We start from the raw sequence: 26,465 nt of genomic DNA, 5'->3' as shown, positions 1-26,465 counted from the left end.
CATTTGATTTGGTTTTTATGGCAAAATTCAGTCCATGAAAAGATATATCTGGTTATTTGTACTCATTTTTTCCTGTCAGAAAAAACCTGAAAAAACCACGATCAAACCTGTTGAAGAAAAAATCTCTGCTTCACAAATTTCAGCTAAAATTTCGCCGGAAAAAAATATAAAGCAACTAAGTTATGAACTTATAAATGCGCTGAAAAGTGAAAATTATGTATACTTTTCATCAAAAATTCATCCTGAAAAAGGGGTTAGGTTTTCGATGTATGCTTTTATTAATCAGAAGCGTGATAAAGTTTTTACAAAAGAAGATTTCGACAGATATATCAAAACAAATATACTTTTTACATGGGGCGAAAAAGATGGTTCGGGTGAATTATATAGATCGACTTTGCAGAATTATGTTTCTGACTGGATAATGAAAAAAGATTTTTCAAAATCACAAATGTTATTAAACAAAAGCATGGCTACCGGTAACTCGCTCAATAATACTAAAGATGCTTATCCGAACGCAGAATTTGTTGAATTTTATATTCCGGGAACTGAAAAGCACAGTAAAATGGATTGGTTTGCGCTGCGTTTTGTTTATGAAAAGTATGATGGGAAATATTTTCTCGTCGGTATTGTGAATGATCAGTGGACGATTTGATTTAGAACTTCGGCCAACTGTTTTGTGAGATTCACACGGGAAAACTGTTCAATGTTCTGGTTGCTGTTTTCTGCTTTTCCATTTTTCCATTCTTCAAATTTTTCAAGAATAAAATGCTCAACTTGCTCTTCATCGGAATAATTGAAATGCCGTCCCGCATTGGTTTCCGAAAGAATCTTCGCTACGTCAGCGTTGTCAGGACCGAAAGACAGAATCTGTTTTTTCGCGGCGAGATATTCAAAAATCTTACCGGGAATAATACCTTTTGAGGTTTTTTCCGGAAAGTTAGTGATCAAAAGCAGATCAGAATGAGACATCTCCGAAACGGCTTTATCATGAGAGAGATAACCGAGATTATGTGTGTTATTTTTTAAAGATGAGCTTTGGATTACCTTCAAAATTTTATCATCGATGCGACCGACAAATTTTAGCCTAAATTTTTCAGCAAAATATTTATTATTCTGAACCATTTTATCAAGAACTTTCCAAAGAATTTCCGGATTTCGAAGCTGCTCCAAAACCCCGATATAACTCAAAGTAAAGTGATTCGAAGCTTCTGTGTGAACTGAATTTTCAGAGTCTTTCTCATCAAAACCATTGGTAATGCAGACTGAATTGGCTCCGTTTTTTCTGAAATTTTCTGCGTCAGTGAAACTTGTTGCCAAAGTGAGATCAGCATTTCTGAAAACCTCACTTTCTAAAAACCGGTGTTTCCGGTCAGAGTTTTTCGTCAGTTTAAGATGTTTATAATATGATATTTCCGTCCAGGGATCGCGGAAATCTGCAATCCATTTAAGATCTGGATTGTTCTTTTTTAATTTTAAACCAATGAGATGCATCGAATGTGGCGGACCGGATGTTACAATTGCTGTAATGTTGTTCTCCTTTAAATATTTTTTAAGAAACTTTACCGAAGGTTTCACCCAGAAAACCCGGGCATCGGGAATGAAAAAATTACCGCGTATCCAGATCGAAAGTTTAGATTTCCAGCTTTGGTTTTTACCGACATCAAACTGGCCGGCCTTGAATTTCTTATTGCTTTTGTTGAGTTTTTCGGCAAGCTGATAAGGCTCCCAGATCTTGGTGCGCACAATTTCAAGATTTTTTGGAACATCATTTAATAAACTTTCATCGGTCAAAGGATAACTCGGATTTTCGGGCGTGAAAATGACCGGTTTGAAACCAAACTGTGGAAGATATTTTGCAAATTTTAACCAGCGCTGAACGCCTGGCCCACCTGCAGGCGGCCAGTAATAAGTAATGATTAGAAGCTTTTTCTCCTGCATAATAAACCTCTATGCTTCTCTAATTTCCGGCTTTCTCTTATTGATTATCCAGTAAATTCCGAATGCACTGATCAGAATAAAAAACGCAAAACAAATCAATGAAATCCATTTTCCGGTTTCAATCACCTGAGGCTCAAATATCATTTTTATCTGATGATTTCCTTCAGGAACATGCACCGCGCGCAGAAAATAATCTGCTTTGATGTACGGAACTTCTTTTCCATCGACAAACATTTTCCAGCCATGCGGGTAGTAAACTTCAGAGAAGACAGCGAGTTGCGGAGTTTTTGACTGTGAAGTAAACTCGAGCTCATTCGGCTGATATTTGGTCAGCGAAATGTTGGCTGTGGAATCTGAAACGATATTTTTTCCGTTGAAATAATTTTTATCTGAAACATTTACAATTGCAGACTTTTTATTGTCGATGTCGCCAAGCATTTTGATTTCTTCATCCGGAGTTGCAGCAAATTTCACATCACTCACAAACCAGGCGTTACCGTTGGCTTTCGGATTTGGAACGACCTGCGGTTGTTGTGCATCACCAAAAATCATGTACCGTGTATTAAGCAAATTCAGGATATTTGGCGTTTTTATGCTGTCGGTTTTATTGATGTATTCATTAATGACATCATCGTATCTTCTCAGTCGTACCGCGTGATAACCGCCGATTGAGGATTTAAAGTAAGAGGTATTGGTTTCGCTTGTTACACCTAAAACCTGATTGTAAATCCGGTAGTGTTTTATATCTTTTTCAGCAATGGTTTCCAGCGTTTTATTTACTGGAACACTTGCTAAAATTGACTGTAAATTCGGGTTTTCGCCTACTTTTTCTGCTAAATAATCTGAGCCTTCTGTCTGGAATGGATTTTCAGCGATGTTTTTATCAACATAATTACTGTCGTTCAGATAGCGCTTGTTTACCGACCAAAGATCGAAAAGACTCACCGCTCCGATAACAACCAATGCAATGTTTTGATTGATTTTCTGCTTTAAAGCTAAGAACAGAACCGCAACGGTAATCCCTACGTATAAAAGCGCTTTGATAGCATCAGTTCTGAACATTTTTGCGCGTTCGTCCACTAAATAATCAAGTAAAAACGGCGGTAAATAAGTTTTTTCGTCAGCCGTTGCAAAGCCTAAGATTGATTTTCCAAAAACCAATAAAATTAAGGTAAAAGCAAGCGTGCCACCACCTACATATGTGAGGATTTTCTTTTTATAATTTTCGTCTAAATGTTCGCTCTTCAAAAACTGATAAAGTCCGATAATTGCAATGAGCGGAAACAGCAGTTCTATCACAACCAATATCGAAGAAGGCGCTCTGAATTTGCTGTAAAACGGCACGTAATCAATGAAAAAGTCGGAGAGAATCATAAAATTACTTCCCCAAGCTAAAAGAATCGTGAGTATTGTCGCACCTAAGATCCAATAGCGGTATTTTTTTGGTGAAAGAAAAAATCCTAAAAGCGCCAAAAAACAGACAATTGCACCCTGATACGCAGGACCGGAAGTTCCCGGCTGGTCGCCCCAGTAGGTCAAATTGCCGAAGCCTTTCGAAATTCGGTCATATTCTGCCTGCGAACTTACATTTTCCTGTACAAGCGCCTGTACTTTTTCCATCATTTCAGCACTTTCTGGCTCTTGGCTTCCACCACCCATCAGTCTTGGAATGAAAAGATTTAAGGTTTCAAGTCTTCCGTAACTCCAGTTGAGAATGCTCTCTTTATCCATCCCGGATTTTCCGGCAGCAGTGCTTTCATTAGTCAAAATCTGTTTTCCGCGAACGGTTTCTTTCACGTATTCAGAATTGGCCATGATTCTCTGTGAATTCATTCCAACACCGATTATTAAAGCAGATGCAACAATTCCTGAAGAAACAAGAAAATGTTTTACCGAAACTTTTTTCTGAATCGCCCTCACAAGTTCGGATATGAATAAAAATGCAAGTCCAAGGAACAGATAATAGGTCATCTGTGGATGGTTTGCCGCGACTTGTAAGCCAAAGAACAGCGTGGTAACGATAAATCCGGCGACGTATTTTTTCCTGATATAAACGAGTAAAATTCCGGCTAAAAACGGCGCAAAATATTCAATTGTATTTACTTTACCGTTGTGGCCTGCTGCAATAATGATGTAAAAATAAGTGGAAAGACCGAAAAAAGTGGCTCCCAAAAGTGCGTATTTCCAGTTGCGGATAGCCACCATTCCGAGGAAGAAAAATCCAGCAAATAAAAGAAAAAGATAATTGACCGGTCGTGGAAGGATGTTTAAATAACTGTCTAATTTTTTTATCAAATCACCTTCAAAACGGCTTCCCATCTGATAAGTTGGCATTCCGCCAAACATAGAATCGCTCCAGTAAGTTTCTTTATCAAACTTTTCGCGGTAATCGAGCAGTTCTTTGGCGCCGCCACGATACTGCACGATATCATGCTGAAAAAGCTGTTTTCCTGTGAAAACCGGCGTTGAATAGAGAAAAGCGATTACTAAAAAAGCCACTAAAGAAATGGCAATATAGATGAGATTTTTATTTTTTGTCATGATCTAAAGTGGAGCGTTTTTAAACTTATTTTTTTCTGGAGTCTTCTTTTACTTCCTCATAATCGACGGTTTCGGCATCCCAGTGAACTTTCTTTTCAATGCTGGTTTCCTTTTTTTTTGGTTCCTGCGCCGGTTCCTGAAAAGGTTTAAAGCCTGTATATTTATAAAAGTAATTAAAGAAAATTCTTTTCAAAATATTCCATATAAAAAAGATAAGAATGGTGCCGATTACGAGCTCTAAAAGGACTTTCATGATACTCAGATTTTAAAATTTATTTCCCCGCAGGATTTACCATTACTGCAGAATTTGAAACGCTTTTCATTGATTTTGTTTGTTTTCCGTCTGAAATCGTTTCTATCTGTGTTGTTTTTACAGAAATATTTTGGTTTTTAATCCAACCTGTTGCCTGGTCAAAAGTAATCGTTCCGTTTTGAGAAAGTTCGCTGCTGATGCTGTGTGACATCTCGCCTTGGTTGCGTTTTTCTTCTTTTTTCGGAATTCCGCCGCTAATGTTGATCACAGCAACGCCATCGCCCACATTTTTCAAAGTATAGTTCGATGTCACTTTTATTTTTCCGGAAGGTTCAGCATTTTCGCTGGTTTTCCACTGTTGGCCGATCTTGGCACCTTTTGCTGGAATGATTTTCAGATTTTTTTCAAACTGATCTTTCAATACCTTTTCGTTAAACGTCTTTTTAAGTCCGGCCACAACCTGTGAACGTTCGTTGGCATCTTTAATTAAAGTTGAAAGCGCCTTGTCAATTTTAGAATATACCGCATCAAAACCTGAAATAGAAATCACTTTTCCGGTGTTATCCATCTTCATATTCAGTTTATTTCCGGTAAGTGCGCGGTTTACGTTCCAGAGAAGTTTCAGATTATCATCTTTAGGCATCGCCATTTTTGTGTCAACGATGATCGTTTTGCCTTCCGCAGACTGCGAACTTCTTTTTCCGATCAGATTAATAGTGAGATCGTAAACATTTCCTTTTATATCATTCACTGTGAAAGTCATCTCATCAGTCGACTCGCTCGTACCGTTCATTGTTTTTCCATCGGGATCGGTGATGGTTTTGGTGTCGCGCTGATATGTTGTGAGCGGATAGGTTTTTCCCTTTTCGAGGTTAAAAGTCTGTCTGTAAATTCCTGCCGAATCTTTTATCGCAAAATTTTCAGGCTTTTCTTCGCTTTTGTCTTCTACAGGAACTTCTACCGTGATGGTTTTTCCGGTTTTAGGATCAACTTTGGTTACGGTTTTCGTTTCTTTTTTGCATGCGATGATCATTAACGACGCCAAGGCAGCAACAGCTATATTTTTCATTGATTTTTTTAAAATAGAGTAATTAGTTTTTCACGATTTTCTGTCTCATCGCTTCGTATAGAATTGCGCCACATGCAACAGAAACGTTTAGTGACTGCGTTTTACCTTCAATAGGTAACTTCATTTTTTCGTCGGAATGATGCAGAACTTCCTTCGAAATTCCGGTTTCTTCATTTCCCATTACAATTGCACAAGGCTCTGTAAAATCAACATCATAAATAAGTTTCTGAGCTTTTTCCGTGGCTGCAAAAACAGAGATTCCACTTTGCTGAAGGAAATCTACCACATGACCAAGATTCGGTTCTTTACAGATTTTAATATTATACATTGCTCCCGCAGAAGTTTTTATGGCATCAGAATTTACCGGCGCGCCGCCTTTTTCAGGAATTACAATAGCGTCGATTCCCACACATTCTGCGGTTCGGCATATCGCTCCGAAATTTCTCACGTCGGTCAGTCGGTCCAAAATTAAAATGAAAGGTGTTTTTCCCTGCTCAAATAATTCCGGAATAATGTTTTCAATTTTGTGAAAGGGCACATCTGATATAAACGCCACCACGCCTTGGTGATTTTTTCTGGTAAAACGGTTGAGTTTCTCTACAGGAACGTAGTTGGGTCTGATTTTATTTTTTGCCAAAGCACCTTTTAGCTCAGCATAAATTTCGCCCTGAAGTGCATTCTGCACAAAAATTTTATCTATCGTTTTTCCGGCTTCCAGAGCTTCCATTACAGGTCGCAGCCCGAAAATAAAATCGTCTTTTTTATCTGTCATTTCTATTTTTTAATGATGAATATTTGCATTTAGTAAAAATTTAAACACAAAAAATTCACAATTCTTATCTTGTTTTTTCTCCTAAAACGGCTCTTTTCATCGACATTGCATAGCCGTAATGCAGGCTTTCGTGAAGATTGTTAAATATAATCGCATCCTGAATGCTTTTCAGATCCATCCCAAAACTCGTCGTGTATGGCGTATAATCTGAAAAGAAATCGCTGTCGTAATCTTTCATCAGTGTTTTTGAAGTCTCTGTAAGTAGAAATTCGAGATCTTCAATTTCAGATTTCTGCACATCAAGATTGGGAAGCGTACCTTTCTTGTATGTTTCGATCCAGTATTTATCGATTCTGAAGAGATTTCCGCTGAGATAATAATGCAAAAGCTGCTGCGTGGCGACGGTGTGTGCGATATTCCAGTAAATGTTATTGTTAAAACCATCCGGAATCAGCAATAAATCATCATGCGAGGTCTCCTGCAAGATCTGCAACAGATTTTTTCTCACCTGTCTGTGCGCCTGAAAATGATAATTCATTCTGCATTTTATTTAATCTCCAAAAATAGTTTAATAAACTGGAAAAGGCAATTTTTCAAAGAGGCATTCATTTCATTTTGTTAAAAATTTATGAAAACTAAAAATTTATTAAAAATTATTTGGATTTTCGGTGATGCAAAGGGCAGAAAGATGGAAATATATTTAACAAACTTTAACTCAAAAACGGCACTGAATGTGTTGATTACTGCAAGGATTTATCTCAAATTTACCCATTATTTTAATCAGAATTTATGTCAGAATCATTTCAAGCAGAAGACATCCGTCAGCTTACCGAGCGCGTGCGCGAGCAGAATTATTATTTTTCGATGCTGCGGCAGGAGATTAATAAAGTCATTATCGGCCAGGAGTATATGATCGACAGACTTTTGGTTGGTCTTTTGGGCAACGGTCATGTCTTGCTGGAAGGCGTTCCCGGTCTTGCCAAAACTTTAGCGATAAAAACTTTGGCAGATGCGGTGCATGGTGCCTTTTCGCGAATTCAGTTTACACCCGATTTGCTTCCTGCAGATGTTGTTGGAACGATGATCTACAATATTAAAGAAAACGATTTCTCTATAAAAAAAGGGCCGGTTTTTGCAAATTTCGTTCTTGCGGATGAGATCAACCGTGCGCCTGCAAAAGTACAGTCTGCGCTGCTCGAAGTGATGCAGGAAAAACAAGTAACGATCGGTGACGAGACCATGCCTTTACCAAAACCTTTTCTTGTTTTGGCGACGCAAAACCCGATCGATCAGGAAGGAACATATCTATTGCCGGAAGCGCAAAGTGACCGTTTTATGCTGAAATGCCGCATCAATTATCCGGAGTTTGAAGATGAGCGAAAGGTGATGAGAATGGTTTCTACGTCTCATCAGCCTTCGGTAAATCCGGTTATTTCTCTTGAAACAATTGTTGAAGCGAAGAAAATCGTCAATCAGATTTATCTTGATGAAAAAATAGAAAAATATATTCTGGATATGGTTTTTGCGACCCGTTTCCCGGAAAATTACGGACTTTCTGAGCTGAAAAGTTATATCGGTTTTGGAGCTTCACCGCGAGCATCAATCAATTTAGCGATCGCTTCAAGAGCATATGCGTTCTTGAAAGGAAGAGCTTTTGTGATTCCTGAAGATGTGAAAGAACTCGCAAAAGACGTTTTAAGACACAGAATAGGACTGACCTTTGAAGCAGAAGCGGAAGAAATAACTTCTGAAAATATTGTAGACCGCATTTTGGCAAAAATTCAGGCCCCATAATGAATGTTATCATTAGGAAAGCTGTCAGAGAAGATTGCTACTCGATTTTCAATCTCGTAAAAGAACTGGCTAAATTTGAAGATGCTTCGCATGAAGTGACGATTACATTAGAGCAGTTTACGCAAGATGGTTTTGGAAATTCTCCTGTTTGGGGCGCGTTTGTTGCAGAACTTAAGGGAAAGATTGTCGGAATATCGCTTTTTTATGACCGATTTTCAACATGGAAAGGTAGACGACTGTATCTTGAAGATTTGGTGGTAACAGAAAGTTTGCGGGGAAAGAAGATTGGAAAAAAGTTGTTTGAGGCGACTTTGGAATACGGACAATCAAATCTTTACAGCGGAATGGTATTTCAGGTGCTGGAATGGAATGAATCTGCGATTAATTTTTACAGAAAGTACGATCCGAAGTTTGATAACGAATGGCTTAATGTGGCGATTGGTTTTAAATAAGTTTTAAGCATTTATGCAGATAAAAGACATCATCAAAAAAGTAAAGCAGATAGAAATCCGTACCCGAAAGAAGACGGAAGCTTCACTGATGGGGCAGTATCACAGTGCTTTTAAAGGTCAGGGAATGACGTTTTCTGAAGTTCGGCCATATCAGTTCGGTGATGAAATCCGCCGTATTGACTGGAATAAAACCGCACGCTTTCGTGAGCCTTTTGTGAAAGTGATGGAAGAGGAACGCGAGCTGACGATGATGATTTTGGTTGATATCTCTGCATCTATGGATTACGGCACAAAAACACAGCTAAAAAGAGAATATGTCGCAGAAATTGTCGCAAGTTTGGGTTTTTCTGCTGCGGGGAACAATGATAAAGTGGGAATGATTCTTTACGCTGATAAAGTGTACAAAATGATTCCGCCGCAGAAAGGAAGAAAGCATATTTTATCGATGATCAGCATGGTTCTCACTGCAGATTATGTGCCGGCAGTTTCGCAGATCGACCGTGCGATGGAATATCTGATGGGTATTTTTAAACGAAAATCACTGGTCTTTATTCTTTCTGATTTTGAAGATCCGTACGATAAAAAAATAATGCAGGTTGCAGCTAAAAAACATCAGATGCTGGCAATGCGCATTTATGACGAAAAAGACAATGAAATTCCGGATGTCGGATATATGCTGATGAGTGATTCTGAAACCGGTGAACAGCTTTGGGTGAATACTTCGAGCGCCCGGTGGCGTTACACTTTCGCAGAATTACAAAAGAAAAAAGTACGTTCGCTGGAGCAGGAATTTACCGGCAGTTCTGCAAGTTTCCTGAATATAAGCACGCAGGATGATTATGCGAAACTGCTGTATCAGTACTTTCAGAAAAGATAAATGCAGTAAAATTTTAAATAAACTGATCTAAAAGCTTGAAAAAAATATTTTTATTACTCATGGTTTTTGTCTGCGGAATGGCTTTTTCGCAGATTTTATCGTCAAATCTTGACAAGAAAACTTTGGCTTTGGGTGAAGTCGATCATCTGATCATTAAAATCGAAAACCTGAACGGACAAACTGTTTCTGCTGCACCGCAAAACGAACTTCTTCCTTTTCATTTTGAAGAAATAAAAGACAGCATTGGCGTTAACGAAAATGAATACATCAGAAAAATCGATTTTTCAGTTTTTGAAGAAGGAACTTTTACCGTTCCCGAGCTTGAATTTAAGATTGGAGAACGCGTTTTAAAAACGATTCCGTACGATATTGAGGTCATCAATACGGCGACAAAAGATGATCAGATCAACGACATCATGTCGAACAAAAAAGTGAGCCTCGATCCGCAGGATTACTGGGAAATGTACAAATTTTACATTTTGGCAGCGCTTGCGATTATTGCTTTAATCATCGCCATTATCATGATTTTAAAATGGGGCAGAAGAGCAAAAAGTTCGCCGGTTGTGACAACCAATATCACCTTGAAAGAACTCGATTCTTTAAAAAAGAAAAAATACATCGAAGAAGGAAATTACCGTTCGTTCTACGTTGAGCTCATCGATATTTCGCGAAAATTTATTGCGAAACAATACGAAATTCCAGCTGATGTTTTGCTCACTGATGATCTGATCGCGCTTATGCGGAAAAATAATACCATCTCGCAGGAGAATGAGAAAACCGTGGAAGATGTTTTTGTGCGTGGAGATCTGGTGAAATTTGCCAAAACTTTCCCTGATCAAAAAACAATGGAGCAGGATTTTGCTGGAATCCGTGATTTTGTGAAGCGTTCTTCCAAAGATATTGAATTTAAAAATCTGAGGAAAGATGCCTGATATAGAATTTTACAGCCCGTGGTTTTTGCTGCTTTTTCTGGCTTTCATCCCGCTGATCATCCGCGATCTGCGTACCGGAAAAAGAAAAGGCGTTCGCGTACCGACGACTCAGAATATGGAAAGCAGCAGCGGCATACGTGCAGCTTTGTTTTTCCTGAAAATTTCAAAATATCTGATTCTCTCTGCACTCTTTCTTGCTATGGCACGACCGCGGTCATTTACAGTATCGCAAGATCGTGATGATACAAAAGGTGTTGACATCATGTTTTCTATTGACGTTTCGCTCAGTATGCTTTCAAAAGATCTGGAACCTGACCGTCTGACGGCTTTGCGGGATATTGCGATTCAGTTTGTGGATAAGCGTCCCAACGATAGAATTGGCGTGGTAACCTACGCGGCAGAAGCTTTTACCAAAGTTCCAGTGACTTCCGATCATCAGGTGGTTATTGATGAACTGAAAAATTTGAATACGACAGAACTCGATCCCGGAACAGCAATCGGCGAAGGACTTTCTGTCGCGGTGAATCATTTGCGGACGAGCAAAGCGAAGAGCAAAATTATTATCCTGATGACCGACGGCGTTAATAATATTGAAAATGCAATTCCACCGCTGGTCGCTGCCGAATTAGCCAAAAACAACGGCATAAAAGTATATGCAATCGGTTTGGGAACCAATGGTTTTGCCTTAATGCCGACCAATCTTGATCCTTTCGGAGATTTAATTTTTACTGAAACTGAAGTAAGAATCGACGAGCCGTCGCTGAAGGAAATTGCTCAGATCACCGGCGGCAAATATTTCCGTGCCACTTCAAACAGCAGTTTGGAGGAGATTTACAGCGAAATCAATCAGCTCGAAAAAACCGATACAAAGGTTTCTAAACTCTACAATTTTGAAGAATATTTTAATGTTTTTCTGCTTTTTGCTTTGCTGATTTTATTTTTGGATGCGATGGTGCGGTGGGTTTTATATAAATTTTTAAGCTGATGGGTTTTTATTTAGGAAATTACTGGTTTCTGCTTTTGCTGCTGCTTTTACCGATTCTTGCTATTTTTTTGGTGAGCTACATCCGCTGGAAAAAACGGAAAAGAAATCTGTTTGCAGAAAGCAAATTTCACGAAGTTTTATTTGAAAAAGATTCAAAGTTCATAAAATTTTTTCCGACCCTGTATTTTTTGGCAGTGCTGTTTCTGATTTTTGCGGCGATCGATTTATTAAGCGGTTCGGAAGAAGTAAAAACCAATCAGAAACTCAATAATGTGATCTTCATGATTGACGTTTCAAATTCCATGAATGCAGAAGATGTTGAACCTTCGCGTCTTGCTGAAGCCAGAAATGTAGTTATCAGCACGATGAAGCAGATGAAAAATGACCGTGTTGGAATTGTGATTTTTGCCGGACAGGCCGTTTCAGTAATGCCATTAACAACGGATTATAATTCAGCGGAAAATTATATTAATGCAATTGAAACGGGAAGCATAAAAGTGCAGGGAACCGATTTCTTAAAAGCTGTAGAAGCAGCCGTCGATAAGTTTAAAAATGTAAGCAAAGGTTCGAGAAAAGTAGTGATGCTGAGCGATGGCGAAGATAATGAAGGAAATGACAACGCTGCGATTCGTTTGGCGAAAAACGAAGGAATTGCGATCACAACTGTAGGTATCGGAACAGAAGAGGGAGCGCCAGTTCCGGATTATTTGCTCGGGCAACTCATGGGTTATAAAAGTGATATGAATGGCCAAACGGTAATCTCAAAACGCCAGAATTCAGCGCTTGAAAAAATTGCTGAATCTACCGGCAGCAGCTACATCGACGGAAATAATCTGAATGATGCGCCACCACAGATTCTGGATGCTTTGAGCAAAAGCGGATCAGGAAGTTTTTCGCTCGTGAAGTCGCAAAATGCCAATCATTATTACCAGTATTTTCTGGCCGTTTCGATATTCTTTTTTCTGATTATTCTCTTTTTCAATCCTAAGAAAGATTTTAATATTTAAATGTATTCTGCACACTATTTTAAGCCTTGTTACTTTAACCCTATTTTAACAATTAATTGCCTGCGTCTTAACATATAAAGGGATAATTTTGCAAGTGATGAATACTAAAATTATTTTTCTGACGTTTCTCCTCACTTTTTCCCTTAGCGCACTTTGCTTTGGGCAAAAAAGTTACCGCACTTTGGTGTATGAAGGAAATCAGAAATTTAATGCAAGTGACTTTGAAGGTGCTTCTGCGCGCTATGTAGAAGCCATAAAAACCAATCAGAAAGATTTTACGGCACATTACAATCTGGGAAATGCTTTATACAAAAACAAAAAGTATGAGGAAGCTTTAGCTGAACTTCAGAAAGCCGAAAAACTTTCATCGACCATTCCTGATAAAGCTGCGGCCTTACACAATATTGGCAATACATACATGCAGATGAATCAACCTGAAAAGGCGGCAGAATTCTACAAGCAGTCTCTGAAACAGGAACCCTACAGTGAAGCCACAAGAAAAAATTACGAGATCGCCAAGCTGAAAGAAAAACAAAATCAGCAGAAAAAAGATCAGAAAAATAAATCTGGTAAAGGCGGTGGCGGCGAAGGTAAAAACAAAGAAAAAGGAAACGGCGGCGATCCAAAAGATCAGGGAAATAAAGGCGGAACAGGCGTAGATAACCAAAGTAAAGGACAGGAAGGAAATCAATCTGATCCCAAAGGTACTGCAAACCGAAAAATGCCAAAAGGAACCGAAGATGCGATTCTCGACAAAGTAGGCGACAAAGAAAAGGAAACAGCCAAAAAGATTTTAAATAAAAATACATTCTCGATGCCGGAAAGCAATGAGAAAGACTGGTAATGCAGCAGAAACTGATCTACATATCGTTTATTTTGATCTCCGTAATCGCCTACGGACAGGTAAACATGTCTTTGAAATCTGATAAATCTGATTACAACGCGAAAGATATAGTCAACCTTACCATTAAAATTGAACTGAATGGTGATAATCTTGTGCAGCAAAGTCCGGTGCAGCTTCCTGATTTATCAAAATTTAATATCATCGGTTCGGGTTCTGTGACCAATGCTTTGGTTGACCCAGAAACCAATGTTGCGATGACGCAGTTGGTTACACGTCTGGCGCTTGAGCCGAAGCAGAAAGGTAAAATTAAAATTGGTTCGGTGCTGATTACCGTCAATAATAAAATTTATAAAACGGAACCTTTCAATGTTTTCATCCGTGATGTAGAGAAAAAAACTACTTTGGCCAACAACGTCAATGATGTTTTCTTGAATATGGAAATAGAAGACCGGGAAGTGTATCAAGATCAGCCAACGGTTGCGGTTTTGCGCGTGTATTCTAAAAATATAGATAACCTTCGGAAGGTGAAAAATGTGCGTCTACCACAGCAGGAAAATCTAAATGTACATCCGGTAAATTATAACAGATCTGACATCGACCCTTCCGGGATTTCCAATATGCCTTCGCAGGTTTTGGCGGTATTTATGGTGTTTCCTACAGAATCGGGTTATGTGGAAGTGCCTTCGGTTTCGGCGTCGCTAAGTTCCTATGCGGGAAAAAATAAAGTACTTTCTAATAAAGTAAAAATCAACGTAAAAAAACTTCCTGAAGGTGCGCCGGAGAATTTTAAAAACGCCGTTGGAAACTTTTCGGTAAAAATAATAAAAACTTCCGGTCAGAAAGTTGAAAAAAAGAAACCTGTTCATATCACAGTGAAAGTTTCTGGTGAAGGAAATTTAGCGGATCTTGTTTTGCCCAAAATTTTACCTTCAGAAAAATACGAGATTTTTACGCCGAAAATCAGTGTGAAAACCCGTCCGGGAAAAAACGGTTTGAAAGGTGAAGTTCTTGAAAATTATATTTTGATTCCGTTAGACAGCGGAGATTTTGAAGTAAAAACGGAAGCTTTTTCCTATTTTGACCCTCAACAGAAAGACTACATTGATTTAGGAGAAAACTCGCTTAAACTTTCAGCTTTTACGCATGATGAAGTGTTGGCAGCTAGAACAACGGTGGAAAAGGTAAATGAATATACCAATACGATTCTTGAAACCGTCAATAATCCTGTGATTAAAACCGCGACATTTAAGGTTAAGGAAAAAGAAAAATTCAACTGGAATATTCTGTTTATAAATGCAGTTCTTCTGGGCGGAATTGGTATTGGGTATTTTACGTATAAGAAAAAAAGAAGAAAATCTTTGGCTGCCAGAGCAATTCCGGTGATGCCGGTCGGTTCGGTAGCAGAAACAGAATTGGATCTTAAATCTCAGCAGAAAACTAATTTTGAAGATTATTTTTCCTTTTTAAAACAGATAAAAAAATCAGACAACAGATCTAAATTTTACCAGGTCATCGATGAAATGGATTCGAAATTGAGATATGAAAATTCATCTCAGAATGATTTGGATTTTTATCAAATAATTGAAGAACAAGCCGGAAGACAGACAGTTGAAGATTATAAAAATCTGCATCAGAAACTTCAGTTTGAAAAATATTCACCGGTACAGTCTCAGGAATCAATTGATGATCTATATCACGAAGTTATCAATTTGTACTCCAGGATTACCAAATAGACAATTTTTATTTATATTTTTGCGAAATTATTAATTCTCAATTTTATGATGGAAATAATTCAGCAAATCTCACTTAAAGAGACCATTACCTGCTTTATGGTTTTGTTTGCCGTAATTGATATTATTGGTTCTATTCCCATCATTGTCAGTCTTCAGCAGAAATTTGGCCAAATTGAGGCCAGAAAAGCTTCATTAACGGCGGGTGTCATTATGATCGTCTTTCTGTTTGTCGGAAACAAAATACTGAAATTTATCGGTGTTGATGTGAATTCTTTTGCGATTGCAGGAGCGTTTGTTATTTTCATTATCGCACTGGAAATGATTTTGGGTATTGAAATCAATAAAACTACAGAAGCCAAAGCGGCATCCATTGTTCCGATAGCTTTTCCGCTCGTTGCAGGTGCCGGAACCTTAACAACGACACTTTCTTTACGTGCAGAATTTCATGATATTAACATTATTTTAGGAATTGCACTCAACACAATTTTCGTATATTTGGTGCTGAAATCGGCTACGTGGCTCGAGAAAAGAATGGGCGAGGCAACCCTTTCCATTTTGCAGAAAGTTTTCGGAATCATACTTTTAGCGATTTCAATTAAATTATTTGCCGCCAACTTTGCACAACTGGCGCAGAATTATGTAAATTTTTAAGAATCATGCAGAGATTTTATAAGTTATTTTTAGTGATTTTAATCGTAATCATTGCGATCAATTTATACGCTTTTGATTACAGATCAGAAATGATGTCGGAAGATAATTCGAAAGTAGTCTTCTCGATTGCTACAGCGATTATCGGAATTATTTTACTGTACGTAATGCACACCTGGAGTAAAATCGGTGTGAAGAAATAAGAAAATTTTTAAAATAAAAAAGGCGTTTAATTCTCTTAAATGCCTTTTTTTATGATTGTCAGATTGTTAAATATCGCATGAGACTTGAGTTCGGTTTCCTGCCATTCTTTTTCTGGATTGCTTTGCGAGGTAACGCCGCCGCCGACAAAAGCGTGAACTGAATTTTCAAAAATCCTCGCGCAACGCAGATTTACATAAAAATGAATTTCGCTTTCAGTTTCTATCCTTATATAACCGGAATACAGTTCTCTCGGATATTTCTCAAAATTTGAAATAATCGTTTTACAAATGTCTTTGGGAATTCCGCAAACCGCCGGAGTGGGATGGAGTTCATGGATGATTTTATCTAAATCTTTACGCTGAATTTTCGCCTCAAAATCAGTTCGCAAATGTTTAATGTTTCCTGAAATATGATCGTATGTTTCAGAAATTTTCAGCTCATCAGAGAAGTTTTCCAGAATATTTTTGATGTACTGTGAAACAGGTTTTTGCTCTTCGATTTCCTTCTCCGTCCACGCGTCGCTTACAGGAAGCGTTCCCGCCAGACTCATGGTTTCAAAACTGCCGTCTGATTTACTGTACTTTCCGAGAAGTTCTGAAAAAGCACCAATCCAGCAGATTCCGTTTTTAAAGAAAATATACCGAAACGCATTAGGATACGCTTTACAAAGATTTTCAAAACTTTTCTCAGGATCGATTTTATAGTTTTCCCGTATTTTTCGTCTTGATAAAACTACTTTCGGTAAGTTTTTGTCTTTTATGATCTGAATTAAATTTTGAAGTTTCTCTAAATATTCTTCTTTCGTTTCTTCTTTAAAAATTTGTGGATCTCCACTTTTTAAGGTTTCATAAAATTTTTCAGAATCTATTTCCAAACTTTGCCTTTCAATAATTTTACCATGAAATTCAATTTTTAAATTTTCATCAAATGATTTGAACTGAACAGTACTTTCATCTGTGTTTTCATCAGTTGAAAAAAGCTTTTCATTAAAAGGAAATTTGAAGTAGACCATATCGAAAAAGAAATTTTTTATCTTGAAAGTCGGTACGAAATGCCGGCCAAAATTTTTCTCTCTGCAAAGTTAGAGTTTGCTTTAAAAATCTCAAAATCAAAATCGCTGTTTCGCAGATTCAGACCTTTCCTCGTCAACTCTTGATATTCAAGGTCAAAAGAAATTTTCCTGCTTATTCTATATTGCATTCCTAGTACAAAACCGAAGTCTGTTGATCTATTTTTAAAATCGTTCAGTTTATTCAAGACTTTGTTTTCAGGAACTAAAAACTGCATTTTATAAAAACTTTGGCTCGCGGTAATCCCAGCAAACGGACGGAAATTTTTCCACTCATATAAAGCTTTTAGCTGAAGAAAAAACTCCGAATATTTATTATTAAAGCGCTGGAAAAGCAACGGCTGTTGATCCTTCGTAAAGTAAAAACCGTCAAGAAAAGTTTCTTCTTTATTCGCATCAAGATCAAAACTTGAATTCCACAAAAAGGCATTTGCTGAGAGCATTAAAGTTAATTTTGGAGTAAAAAGAGTTTTCGATACCCAGAGTGAACCTGATGCTCCAAACTGCGGTTTTTTATCAGAATACCAACTATTGTTTTTCATACCCAAACCTGCAGAAATGCCATAATTCCATGAGTTCTCTGTTATTTTCTCAGTTGGTTTTTCTTCAGTATTTTTTAGTTGAGGTGCCGGAAAATTTATTCTGCGGAAATTCAAATCAAGTTTTGATAAATGTAGTGGTGAAGCTTTTATTTTGAAAGCCCGAGATTTGTAGACGGTATCGTACACGATTACTTTTTCATAGATCACAACCGTGTCTTTTCGCTTTTTTCGTTGTGCCTGCGCCAGAAATAAAAATAATACGGAAAGTAAGATGGGAATTTTTTTTGTAAGCATCAGGCAATTATCTTTCTATGAAAACGGTATCTCTCTGAATGATTTTTTTCACCACAATCACAGGTTCATCTTCGTTATCGTGGCTGTCAACTGACTTTTTTTTGACAGTGATTTCAGTTTGTTTTACTGGTACGCTGTTCTTTACAGATTTACCTTTTAAAATATCTTCATTGGCGATGTTTTGAATGATAGAAACTTTTTGATCAGATGTTTTTATTTCTTCTTCTGACGATTTTATAATTTTTGACTTCTTTAAAAATTGATTACCAGTGGCTTTACCCGAATATGAAGGTTTAAAAAAAATAAAGAAGCTGATGATTAAAAGTAGGAATACTCCGCCAGCAATAATTTGTTTTTTAAAAAGCTTTTGTGATGATGGAAATTTGAAATCCTTTCTAAAATCTCTGTCAGAAATGATAAGATTTTTTTGTGGTTTTATCGTAAAATCCGCAAAGGAGGAGCCGTACGTTTTTGCCCAGACAAAATTGCTTAGACCAAAAAATACAAAAAGTAAAGCCCCTCTATTTTTCTTAGATTCGTTATTGACGAAATGTGTTTTAAGATAAATTTGCAGCGATTTTTTGGCTCTCAGTAAATGTGACTTTGAAGTGTTTACCGGTATTTCCAGAAGTTTTGCAATTTGTGCGTGAGACTTTTGGTCTATGAAATAGAGATTGAAAACAGATCTTTGGGGGGATGGCAGACTGTCGATCGACTGCAACAGCTGCTCCCGCGTAAAATGATATGATAAAATGTGTTTTTGTTCGTCGATATTTGTGTAAGCCATCTCAGTGTAAGTGTCTGGAATATTTTCAGATTCTGTGGAAATAACTTTCGAGTTTTGCGTTTTCCGGATGTGCTGAAGCGCGTTATTGATCACAATTTTCTTCAGCCACGCAAATATTGCTTCGTTGTTTTTTAATTGATTTTCTTTCTGCAGAGCCGCTATAAAACTGTCTTGTACAATATCTTCCGCCGTCGACAGATCTGTGATGTAGCGCCGACAGATCCCCAGAAGTTTTGGAAAGTAGTCAATATATATTTTCTGCCAGTTCTGAAGAATCATATTTTTAATTTTGAACGACAAATATATCGTTAAGACAACCTTTCGTTATATCATTAATCATCATTGTTTCTACATTGTTGATGTAAAACTTCACCATATTATTATGGATTCTTGTCATGTATATATTTTGATCATTTACAAAAAGATGTCCGATCTGATTAAAACCAGTGGGATCATTTATCTGTACCAAAGTACTGTTTTTGTAATAGAAAGTGTTTCCAACGTAGTATTGGTCTGTATCATTCCAGTAAATGTATTTTATTGCAGCTGTATTTATATTTGCTGGCATATTAAAATTAGCAGAAGTCTGAACATTTTTATAAGACTGCGTGTAGGAATAATTATTTGGAGGACTAGAAAAAGATTTTTCAAGCAGAAAAAGATCAGACAAGTTTTTATAATAGTCTTCAGGCGCGACGGAAGTATTTGCAACAGCAGAAAAAACAGCACCATTTTTATAATGCGTAAGATCCCAGGTCATATTTAAAGGGTTAAAGTTTTTGCGTGTCACCATGTAAATGTCATTATTAAATATTTCAAATCCACCAACATATTCACTACTTGTACTGCTTACAACTGTTTTAATTCCGTTTTTCCAATAGCATATCTGAAACTGATCTGCGCTTGATGTAGGGTTTGGGTTTTTCATCGTTCCGGCAAAATAGACATTTCCATTGCTCACGATCATTTTTCGTGAAAGACTGAGATTGTCTTTTACCGTTGTAGTATTTTCAGTCACATTAAGGTATTGTGCAACATTGTTTTTCACTCCGTTTTTCCAAAAATACCACGCAGGAACCTGATCTATGGATTCAATATTCACAGCTAGAACATACACATCATTATTATCAACCTCTATCTGAACACCATTCAGATTATCACCGCCTGGTAAAATGGTTTTCTGATTGTTTTTCCAGTAAGCAACCTGTAAATTTTCTGTGCCGGCAACATACACATCGTAAGACGCTACTTTGCTTTCGAGCAGTTCATCCTGATTTTCACAAGATATATTAAACAATAGCAAAAGCAGAAAAGGCAGTATAAAATTTTTCATGGTCATTGGTTTTTAAATAGTAGATGCAAAAAGAAAAAAAAGCTTGTAAAAAATTAGTTCGGAATCACAAAAACAGAATTGAAACTGCCGATATTTCCGGTTATTGCCTGCGTCTCAACATTATTAATAAAAACTTTGTAATTTATAGGTGTTGTAGAAAAAGGTGAAATTTCGCGGATCATATATATATTATCATGCAAGACTTTCATATCTACGATAAACCGATATACAGGATCATTAACAGTAATCTGCTGATTATTTTTATAATAAACACTTTCGAGAACTTCACTGAAAGCATACAGATTATTGGTCGAAGGATCGGCAATCAATTTACAATCTGTCATATTAGGGTAGTTGAATGCATTTTCGTACGAAACTGTGTTGTTTACAGTATTGTAGTAGCTTAGTTTGTGGTTATTATTATGTATATACAGAAAATGAATGTCGTTGTTTGTCTGCGCGAAATTTTGGGACCAGGCACTACCGGTATTTACGAACGTATTATTTTTAAAATATCCTCCGCTGCCACTGGGACTTACATAAATATCATTATTATACGTGTCGATCGAAATCTTGTTGTAAAGTGATTGGTTAAGTTGTAAAACAGTTTTGACACCGTTTTTCCAGTAAGACACATCTCCGGCGAAGCTCGATGGTGTATTCACATCATCCACCAATCCGGCGAATAATTCTACGTTATTTTTCACAACAAAATCTTTAATAACGAGGCGGAAAGTTGGTGAGACCGATAAATAGGTTTTTAGATTATATCTCACATTATTTTTCCAAAAAAAATAGTCGCTGTTAGATCCTGTATTATTTTGAACTCCTAATACATAAACAGTATTACTTTCCACGATAACTTTCATCGGAGTAATGCCTGCGCCATTTGTAAGATCAGTCTTTACGCCATTTTTCCAGTAGCAGGCCATATTATTTTCTTTGCCGGCAACATACACATCATAAGATGCCACTTTGCTTTCCATAATATTTTCATCGTCAGCACAGGAATTCAATAAGCAGAGCAAGAATAAAAAAGAAAGGAGAAGTTTTTTCATAAATAATATTTAACTGTAAGATGATTAAATCTGAAAAAGTTGCAAAAAAAAGACTCAAATTATTTTTGAGTCTACATTTTTACTTATTCAAAACATTATTCGTCATCGTCGTATGATTGATCAGCTGATCTTTTTCATCGCGGATCTCGATTTCAGAAACATGCATCGTTTTACCTTTCCTGATAAATCGGGCGGTTCCTGTTACTATACCGTCTTTTTTGCTTCGTAGATGATTGGAATTGATGTTAGTTCCCACCGCGTATTGCTTTTCTCCGTCAATAAAAATGTTAGACAAACATGAACCCAGCGTTTCGGCAAGTGAAACACTCGCGCCACCGTGTAAGATCCCAAATGGCTGATGCACTTTTGGCTGCACGGGCATCGTCGCCTGTAAAGTCTCGTTTTCCAGGTCTACATCAGTGAAATGTATTTCCAGAGTTTTGCCTAAAGTTTCTTTGCCCCAATTGTTTAGAAATGCTAAAATTTCTTTTTTATTCCTTTTCATATAATAGAATTACGCTATTCTCCCGAAAGTTTTGGATTCCAGTTGGCGGCGATTTTTGGTGTAATGTCGTATTTGATATAATATTCCTCAATTTCTTTAAGCAAATCATCGTAAGAAATGGAAGCAATTCTTTCGAACGGAATTTTATAGCCCAAGAACATGGTTTTGCGCTTAAAGTCTCCGGCTGCCAAAACTACATCCACTTTTGCTGCAAGTGCCATGTGATAAAATCCTTTTCTCCATTTTGGAACCCAGCTTCTTGTGCCTTCAGGAGTGATTACCAGACTGAAATCATCTTTTCTAAATTCTTCCGCAACGAAATTTACGAGATCGTTTTTTTGTGCGCGGTCGATTCCGACACCACCAAAACTCTTTACCAAAAAGCCATACCAAGCCTTTGTATGCGAATCTTTGATGATGATTTTAAGCCGTTTCCCAAGCGAAAGATAGGCGAGATTTCCAAGAAGATATTCTGAGTTGTGCGTATGTGGCGCCACCACGAGAATGCAACGGTTCAGATTGTTTACATCGCCCTGCAGCTCGACCTTCCAGCCGATGAGTTTTAAAACAAGTCTTGCAAATATTTTTTTCATATGCTGTATAAACAAAAAAGTATAACCAAACTTTGGTTATACTTACAAATATATCGAAATTTAATTTCCGTTAAAATAATGCGCTGATCAAATCTGCGATTTTCACTACAATTTCTAAAACTACCTGTACCATTTTGTTTCTATGTGTTTATTGGTTGTTGAAATTTTTTACGAATATAAAACATTTTTCGGGCTTTTGCAATGAATCCCTGAAAAAAAATTCTTATTCTTTTGAGAATAGAAGGATGTGAATCTCAAACGTCTGTTATCCTTTCACACCTTCATCCACTCTCAAGGTTATTTGCTGGTTTTTATCGAGATTTCGTCGTTTTTTCCTTTTATTTTGATGTCAAAATTTTTAGAGTCTTTGAAACCTTTCTTCAGAGAATCAGTTACTTTTTTGGCTTCATCATTAGCATATATTCTCCCGTTGATTATGACGCTGTCTTTGTTATTCTCATCGTATTCAATCGTAGAACCGTTGATGGTAATTTTATTTTCTTCTACCGTGATGCCGTTTTCGTTCTCATCATTATCATCCCTACCGTCGCCGTTGGCATCGCCGCTTACGTAAATATCATCTTTTTTCAGAGAAATAACCACCGAGCTTTCAGGAATTACCAGTTCGTAATCGATGTCATACTTTCTGAAACGCTGATCATATGGATATTTAATAAAATTGGGAAAAATAATTTTATTGTCAACAATTTCCACCGGTACAGAAACTGTCAAAGGTATGTTATATCCTTTAGCATCTTTCTTAATGATTAAATAAGGTGTTTTAAGATTCGGTACACGCTTGATTTCCAGATCAATTCCTTCTTTTTCGTACACTGAGGTTTTATCTGAATACAAATCGTCATCGTAGCCAATAAAGTTTTGTGGAATCGCAATCTGCTTCATATCAACATAAATCGTATCAGAATCTGTCGGAATCATTACTTCCTGTGTATCTGTTTTATGACCTTTCAGCAACATATCTTTCTGTGCCATCTGCACTGCGAAATAAGCTCCCAATCCCATTAATATTAAAAATAATGCGCCGATTACCCAACCTATATTTCTGAGTTTTGTCTTAGGAGAAAATATTTTTATGCTCAACAGGGTAAAAATAATCGCCGGAATTAATGATCCGATAATAATCATCGCAGAAAGCACACTGTAAAGACCGTCGTCGTCGAAAAGGAATCTCATTTCATTCGCTCCCGGAAAATTACTGCTGATGCCGAAGAGGCCGAAAACCACAAACGTTCCGATGATGCTCCCTACGGCGAGTACAATAAAAAGCGCTCCGAAGATATATTTTACAACATTCCAAAGACTGCTCCCAGCACTGTTGATGTAGGGTTTGTTTTCGATATAAATCTCACCGACACGCTGTGTAGATTCGTTGGCAAACTGTACCAGTTTATTAGACTCAGTTTTTAGATTGTCAAAATTGATAGGTTTTCCCTTCATTTTCAAAAAATCTGCTGCGGTTTCTGCTTTAGGCAAAATAATCCAGAGAATAATATATACGAAGAAAATCAAAGTTGAAGAAATTCCTTCGCTGAAAATTCCGAGAATAAATATTCCTAACCAAATCGCCCGCATTGCTGTGATGTCTAAACCGGTGTAGTGAGCTAAACCGGCACACACACCTGCGATTTTCTGTCTTTCGGGATCGCGGAAAAGCTGTTTTTTATCGGTATACAGTGTTCCTGTAGTTGATTCTTTTCTTGTATTTTTATCAGAATAGTACGCTTCTTCCTGCTCTTCGATCATCTCTGGCGAACCTATCTGTGCGATTACACGCTCCACATCTCCGTCGTTGATAACTTCTCTTTTGGCAAGATATTCTTTGAAAATTTCCACCATTCTGATTTCGATGTCGTGCATTACTTCATCCGCTTCAGAGGCGTCTAACGTGCTTCTCAACGCGTTCAGATAATCGCTGAGTTTTATATATGCGTGTTCTTCTATATTAAAAGAAAAACCGGCAAGTCCTATTGAGAGTGTCTTATTCATAGCTTTAGTTTTTAAGATTTTTGGGTAATTTGGTTTACAGCATCTGTCAGATCTTTCCAGGTAATCAGCAGTTCTTGGAGGAAAGTTTTACCTTTTTCGGTGATCTGATAATATTTTCTGGGCGGTCCTCCGGTAGATTCTTCCCATCGGTAGGAGAGGAATTCCCCGTTTTTCAGTCTTGTAAGAAGTGGGTAAAGTGTTCCTTCCACCACATCCAGTTTTCCTTTTTTCAGCTCGTCGATCAGATCAGACACGTACATTTCACGTTGATTGATGAGGCTCAAAATACAGAATTCCAGAATTCCTTTTCGCATTTGCGCTTTGGTGTTTTCAGTATTCATTTGTAATTGATTTAAATAGTTTGCTTTGAAAATCTCTTTCGGCAGCTAGCTAGACTTGCCTTCTTCGATTTTACATTACAAAGATATGTAAACAAAATGGTAATATGCAATACAAAGTAGTAAAATAAATTTTTACTTTAACTTAAAGTGCTGAAAATGAGCCTGATAATTTTTAATTAGATTTTTATTGAGAGAAAATTTGCTTAGAATATGACTGGATTTACTTTGAAATCGGCGCAAATATGATGGAATTAACGCTTATTTTAAAAGGTTTCGGCGGGCTTTGCCCGCCGAAACCCAATTTTATTCAAAATCAAAATGTGATCATTTGTAAAACTCAAGTGACATTACAAAATAACCACCGGTTTTTTCTCATCATCAATCGCTACAAAAGTAAAATCTCCTACGATCGCGCGTTCCCTTTCATAAGAATACATCTGTTCTGTAAAAATTTCTACATTTACCTTCAGACTCGTGTTTCCGACGTGAGAGACTCTTCCGATAAGTTCGACAATTGTTCCTGCCGGAATTGGTTTTTTAAAATCAATTTTATCGCTGCTCACCGTCACTACTCGTTTTCTGGCAAATCTTGTCGCGGTGATAAAAGCTACTTCATCCATCAGCTGCATCGCAGTACCGCCAAAAAGCGTGTCGTAATGATTGGTTGTGTTTGGAAATACGGCTTTGAAAATTCGTGTTTCTGAAGAATCAATTCTCTGTTCTGTTGTCATTTTTAAAATATTTAAAAACGAAAAAAGTCACCGCAAAACAGAATATTATCCCGGAAAATATCCGGAAAAATAAAACCGACAGCCGGCAAACTTCAATCGCGAAAGTTTTAGCTCAAAGTAGTAATGGCAGGTCTCCTGGCTCGTGACATTTTTACCGCCTTCCCATGCGTAGCACAGTGGCTTTTTGATAAAAATTTCAGTCACATACAGTTGCGCGACAGCTCATGATTTTCACATGATTCCCTTTTCATCTGCCGTTTGGCAGAACCGGTTACAAAAAATGCTGCGAAACACTTCGCAGCACCAGTTTCAGTCACAAAAGTACTGATTAATTTTAAAGATATTTATTCCGGCTGATGATAAATAATCTGGCTGATGGCTTTGCCGTCTTTGATTGTCCAGAAAGTCACATATCTGTTTTCTCCGCTTCCGTTGATCATGTATAGGAATATATTATTATCGTCTAGTGAAGTCACGCCCATTTTTTCAAAATCCATCGTTGGCTGAAAAAGATTTTTGATCGCTTCCCGCACAAAAACCGAACCTCTGCCTGGCTGCTGCACACGGATGGATTTAATTTCCGTCATGCCTTCCGGAAGTTCTTTGCTGATTCCCCAGGGTTTTACTTTATCGATTTTAATAATATTTCCGTTAGCATCTTTTTCCTGTTTTCTGAAGCCTGCATTGGACGGATAAACGTCGATCACCACTTTCGTTCTTTGTGCCGTAGGTATTTTCTGGTTAGAATTATCTGTAAAAATAACCGATCTTCCGTTTTTAGATTTTGTCGGGGTGAAAGCCGGCAGCTGATCTACATAAGCGATTCGGTCTTTATTCACCATACCTTCTTTATTAAGGCTGTCGTATCGTACGAAAGGTTTTTCGTCGTCGGTTTTATCCGGATATTTGATCCAGATCCAGTCGGTTTCTCCCGGCGCAGGTTTTACATAGACGAAAACATCGCCTTTTTTCATCCTTATTTTATCGACGATTTTGCGGTAATTATCTTTGGGCACACGCACCATTGCATAACCTTCTTCGGCTTTTACCACGCCAAACGGTATTTTATTCTGCCCGAAAGACCATCCGAAAACTGAGAAAGTGAGTAAAAGAAGATATTTTTTTGCAGCAAAGCTGTTCATATACTGTATATTTT

At 37.4% G+C, this 26,465-nt stretch carries 28 protein-coding genes and 1 riboswitch; of the genes, 11 read left to right on the top strand and 17 right to left on the bottom strand.

Features of this window, described 5'->3' with window-relative positions:
* Window positions 1–34 precede the first annotated feature (34 nt).
* Window positions 35–652, top strand: a complete 618-nt coding sequence (locus tag ASG01_RS12110) for a hypothetical protein (RefSeq protein ID WP_055863975.1) — start codon at window positions 35–37, stop codon at window positions 650–652.
* On the opposite strand, the gene ASG01_RS12105 is transcribed toward ASG01_RS12110, so the two are convergent.
* The 6 genes from ASG01_RS12105 to ASG01_RS12080 form a co-directional block, all read right to left on the bottom strand.
* A complete protein-coding gene (locus ASG01_RS12105) occupies window positions 637–1,938 on the bottom strand; it encodes a glycosyl transferase family 1 (RefSeq protein WP_055863973.1) in 1,302 nt (433 codons plus the stop codon). The two genes, ASG01_RS12110 and ASG01_RS12105, sit on opposite strands and share 16 nt — an antisense overlap.
* Before the next feature lie 9 nt (window positions 1,939–1,947).
* A complete protein-coding gene (locus tag ASG01_RS12100; RefSeq protein ID WP_055863971.1) occupies window positions 1,948–4,479 on the bottom strand; it encodes a YfhO family protein in 2,532 nt (843 codons plus the stop codon).
* 25 nt (window positions 4,480–4,504) lie between these two features.
* Complete coding sequence (locus ASG01_RS12095) at window positions 4,505–4,732, bottom strand: hypothetical protein (RefSeq protein ID WP_185097238.1); 228 nt, start codon at window positions 4,730–4,732, stop codon at window positions 4,505–4,507.
* A 19-nt stretch (window positions 4,733–4,751) separates the two neighbouring features.
* Window positions 4,752–5,801 carry a DUF6263 family protein gene (locus tag ASG01_RS12090; RefSeq protein WP_055863969.1) on the bottom strand — a complete coding sequence of 350 codons (1,050 nt, stop codon included), beginning with the start codon at window positions 5,799–5,801 and terminating at the stop codon, window positions 4,752–4,754.
* Window positions 5,802–5,823: 22 nt separating this feature from the next.
* A complete protein-coding gene (rlmB, locus tag ASG01_RS12085) occupies window positions 5,824–6,573 on the bottom strand; it encodes a 23S rRNA (guanosine(2251)-2'-O)-methyltransferase RlmB (protein ID WP_055863967.1) in 750 nt (249 codons plus the stop codon).
* Window positions 6,574–6,637: 64 nt separating this feature from the next.
* A complete protein-coding gene (locus ASG01_RS12080; protein ID WP_055863964.1) occupies window positions 6,638–7,111 on the bottom strand; it encodes a DinB family protein in 474 nt (157 codons plus the stop codon).
* Window positions 7,112–7,362: 251 nt separating this feature from the next.
* Between ASG01_RS12080 and ASG01_RS12075 the strand changes: the two genes are divergently transcribed.
* The 10 genes from ASG01_RS12075 (at window position 7,363) to ASG01_RS12030 (ending at window position 16,048) form a co-directional block, all read left to right on the top strand.
* The gene (locus ASG01_RS12075) at window positions 7,363–8,367 is read left to right on the top strand and encodes an AAA family ATPase (RefSeq protein ID WP_055863963.1); all 1,005 of its coding nucleotides are present in this window, start codon (window positions 7,363–7,365) and stop codon (window positions 8,365–8,367) included.
* Window positions 8,367–8,819, top strand: a complete 453-nt coding sequence (locus ASG01_RS12070; RefSeq protein ID WP_055863961.1) for a GNAT family N-acetyltransferase — start codon at window positions 8,367–8,369, stop codon at window positions 8,817–8,819. Before ASG01_RS12075 ends, ASG01_RS12070 begins: the two co-directional genes overlap by 1 nt.
* Before the next feature lie 13 nt (window positions 8,820–8,832).
* Window positions 8,833–9,696 carry a DUF58 domain-containing protein gene (locus tag ASG01_RS12065; protein WP_055863959.1) on the top strand — a complete coding sequence of 288 codons (864 nt, stop codon included), beginning with the start codon at window positions 8,833–8,835 and terminating at the stop codon, window positions 9,694–9,696.
* Window positions 9,697–9,731: 35 nt separating this feature from the next.
* Window positions 9,732–10,628, top strand: a complete 897-nt coding sequence (locus ASG01_RS12060; protein WP_055863957.1) for a hypothetical protein — start codon at window positions 9,732–9,734, stop codon at window positions 10,626–10,628.
* Window positions 10,621–11,613: a vWA domain-containing protein gene (locus tag ASG01_RS12055; protein ID WP_055863955.1), complete on the top strand. Its 993-nt coding sequence runs from the start codon at window positions 10,621–10,623 to the stop codon at window positions 11,611–11,613. The genes ASG01_RS12060 and ASG01_RS12055 overlap by 8 nt, the downstream gene beginning before the upstream one ends.
* Window positions 11,613–12,620 carry a vWA domain-containing protein gene (locus ASG01_RS12050; protein ID WP_055863952.1) on the top strand — a complete coding sequence of 336 codons (1,008 nt, stop codon included), beginning with the start codon at window positions 11,613–11,615 and terminating at the stop codon, window positions 12,618–12,620. Before ASG01_RS12055 ends, ASG01_RS12050 begins: the two co-directional genes overlap by 1 nt.
* A 97-nt stretch (window positions 12,621–12,717) precedes the next feature.
* Window positions 12,718–13,464 carry a tetratricopeptide repeat protein gene (locus ASG01_RS12045; protein WP_082498360.1) on the top strand — a complete coding sequence of 249 codons (747 nt, stop codon included), beginning with the start codon at window positions 12,718–12,720 and terminating at the stop codon, window positions 13,462–13,464.
* A complete protein-coding gene (locus ASG01_RS12040) occupies window positions 13,464–15,197 on the top strand; it encodes a BatD family protein (protein WP_055863950.1) in 1,734 nt (577 codons plus the stop codon). Before ASG01_RS12045 ends, ASG01_RS12040 begins: the two co-directional genes overlap by 1 nt.
* Window positions 15,198–15,245: 48 nt before the next feature.
* Window positions 15,246–15,848: a MarC family protein gene (locus ASG01_RS12035; protein WP_055864283.1), complete on the top strand. Its 603-nt coding sequence runs from the start codon at window positions 15,246–15,248 to the stop codon at window positions 15,846–15,848.
* A 5-nt stretch (window positions 15,849–15,853) separates the two neighbouring features.
* On the top strand, window positions 15,854–16,048 hold the full coding sequence (locus ASG01_RS12030; protein ID WP_055863948.1) for a hypothetical protein: 195 nt from the start codon (window positions 15,854–15,856) through the stop codon (window positions 16,046–16,048).
* A gap of 35 nt (window positions 16,049–16,083) precedes the next feature.
* On the opposite strand, the gene ASG01_RS12025 is transcribed toward ASG01_RS12030, so the two are convergent.
* The 11 genes from ASG01_RS12025 to ASG01_RS11975 all read right to left on the bottom strand — a co-directional run bounded on the left by ASG01_RS12025 (window position 16,084) and on the right by ASG01_RS11975 (window position 26,451).
* The gene (locus ASG01_RS12025; RefSeq protein ID WP_055863946.1) at window positions 16,084–17,061 is read right to left on the bottom strand and encodes a chorismate-binding protein; all 978 of its coding nucleotides are present in this window, start codon (window positions 17,059–17,061) and stop codon (window positions 16,084–16,086) included.
* A gap of 17 nt (window positions 17,062–17,078) precedes the next feature.
* Window positions 17,079–17,954 (bottom strand): outer membrane beta-barrel protein, encoded by an 876-nt coding sequence (locus tag ASG01_RS12020; protein WP_055863943.1) that lies wholly within the window; start codon window positions 17,952–17,954, stop codon window positions 17,079–17,081.
* A 7-nt stretch (window positions 17,955–17,961) separates the two neighbouring features.
* Entirely contained in the window at window positions 17,962–19,020 is a 1,059-nt protein-coding gene (locus ASG01_RS12015) for an RNA polymerase sigma factor (protein ID WP_055863942.1), read from the bottom strand.
* Window positions 19,021–19,024: 4 nt separating this feature from the next.
* The gene (locus tag ASG01_RS12010; RefSeq protein WP_131725371.1) at window positions 19,025–20,074 is read right to left on the bottom strand and encodes a hypothetical protein; all 1,050 of its coding nucleotides are present in this window, start codon (window positions 20,072–20,074) and stop codon (window positions 19,025–19,027) included.
* A 53-nt stretch (window positions 20,075–20,127) separates the two neighbouring features.
* A complete protein-coding gene (locus ASG01_RS12005) occupies window positions 20,128–21,132 on the bottom strand; it encodes a hypothetical protein (protein WP_055863938.1) in 1,005 nt (334 codons plus the stop codon).
* A gap of 79 nt (window positions 21,133–21,211) precedes the next feature.
* A complete protein-coding gene (locus ASG01_RS12000; RefSeq protein WP_055863936.1) occupies window positions 21,212–21,637 on the bottom strand; it encodes a PaaI family thioesterase in 426 nt (141 codons plus the stop codon).
* A 14-nt stretch (window positions 21,638–21,651) separates the two neighbouring features.
* Window positions 21,652–22,230 carry a 1-acyl-sn-glycerol-3-phosphate acyltransferase gene (locus tag ASG01_RS11995; RefSeq protein ID WP_055863934.1) on the bottom strand — a complete coding sequence of 193 codons (579 nt, stop codon included), beginning with the start codon at window positions 22,228–22,230 and terminating at the stop codon, window positions 21,652–21,654.
* Window positions 22,231–22,527: 297 nt separating this feature from the next.
* Window positions 22,528–24,237, bottom strand: coding sequence for a PspC domain-containing protein (locus tag ASG01_RS11990; protein WP_055863933.1), 1,710 nt, complete (start codon window positions 24,235–24,237; stop codon window positions 22,528–22,530).
* 11 nt (window positions 24,238–24,248) lie between these two features.
* Window positions 24,249–24,578 (bottom strand): PadR family transcriptional regulator, encoded by a 330-nt coding sequence (locus ASG01_RS11985; RefSeq protein ID WP_055863931.1) that lies wholly within the window; start codon window positions 24,576–24,578, stop codon window positions 24,249–24,251.
* 347 nt (window positions 24,579–24,925) lie between these two features.
* On the bottom strand, window positions 24,926–25,309 hold the full coding sequence (locus ASG01_RS11980; protein WP_055863929.1) for an acyl-CoA thioesterase: 384 nt from the start codon (window positions 25,307–25,309) through the stop codon (window positions 24,926–24,928).
* A gap of 107 nt (window positions 25,310–25,416) precedes the next feature.
* Window positions 25,417–25,596, bottom strand: a riboswitch (cobalamin riboswitch).
* Between the two features lie 57 nt (window positions 25,597–25,653).
* Window positions 25,654–26,451 (bottom strand): hypothetical protein, encoded by a 798-nt coding sequence (locus tag ASG01_RS11975; RefSeq protein WP_055863927.1) that lies wholly within the window; start codon window positions 26,449–26,451, stop codon window positions 25,654–25,656.
* Between the last annotated feature and the right edge of the window lie 14 nt (window positions 26,452–26,465).

Source organism: Chryseobacterium sp. Leaf180 (assembly GCF_001424585.1).
Classification (GTDB): Bacteria; Bacteroidota; Bacteroidia; order Flavobacteriales; family Weeksellaceae; genus Chryseobacterium.
The sequence above is the reverse complement of the archived record's forward strand: the minus strand, read 5'-3'. Positions and strand labels throughout refer to the sequence as shown.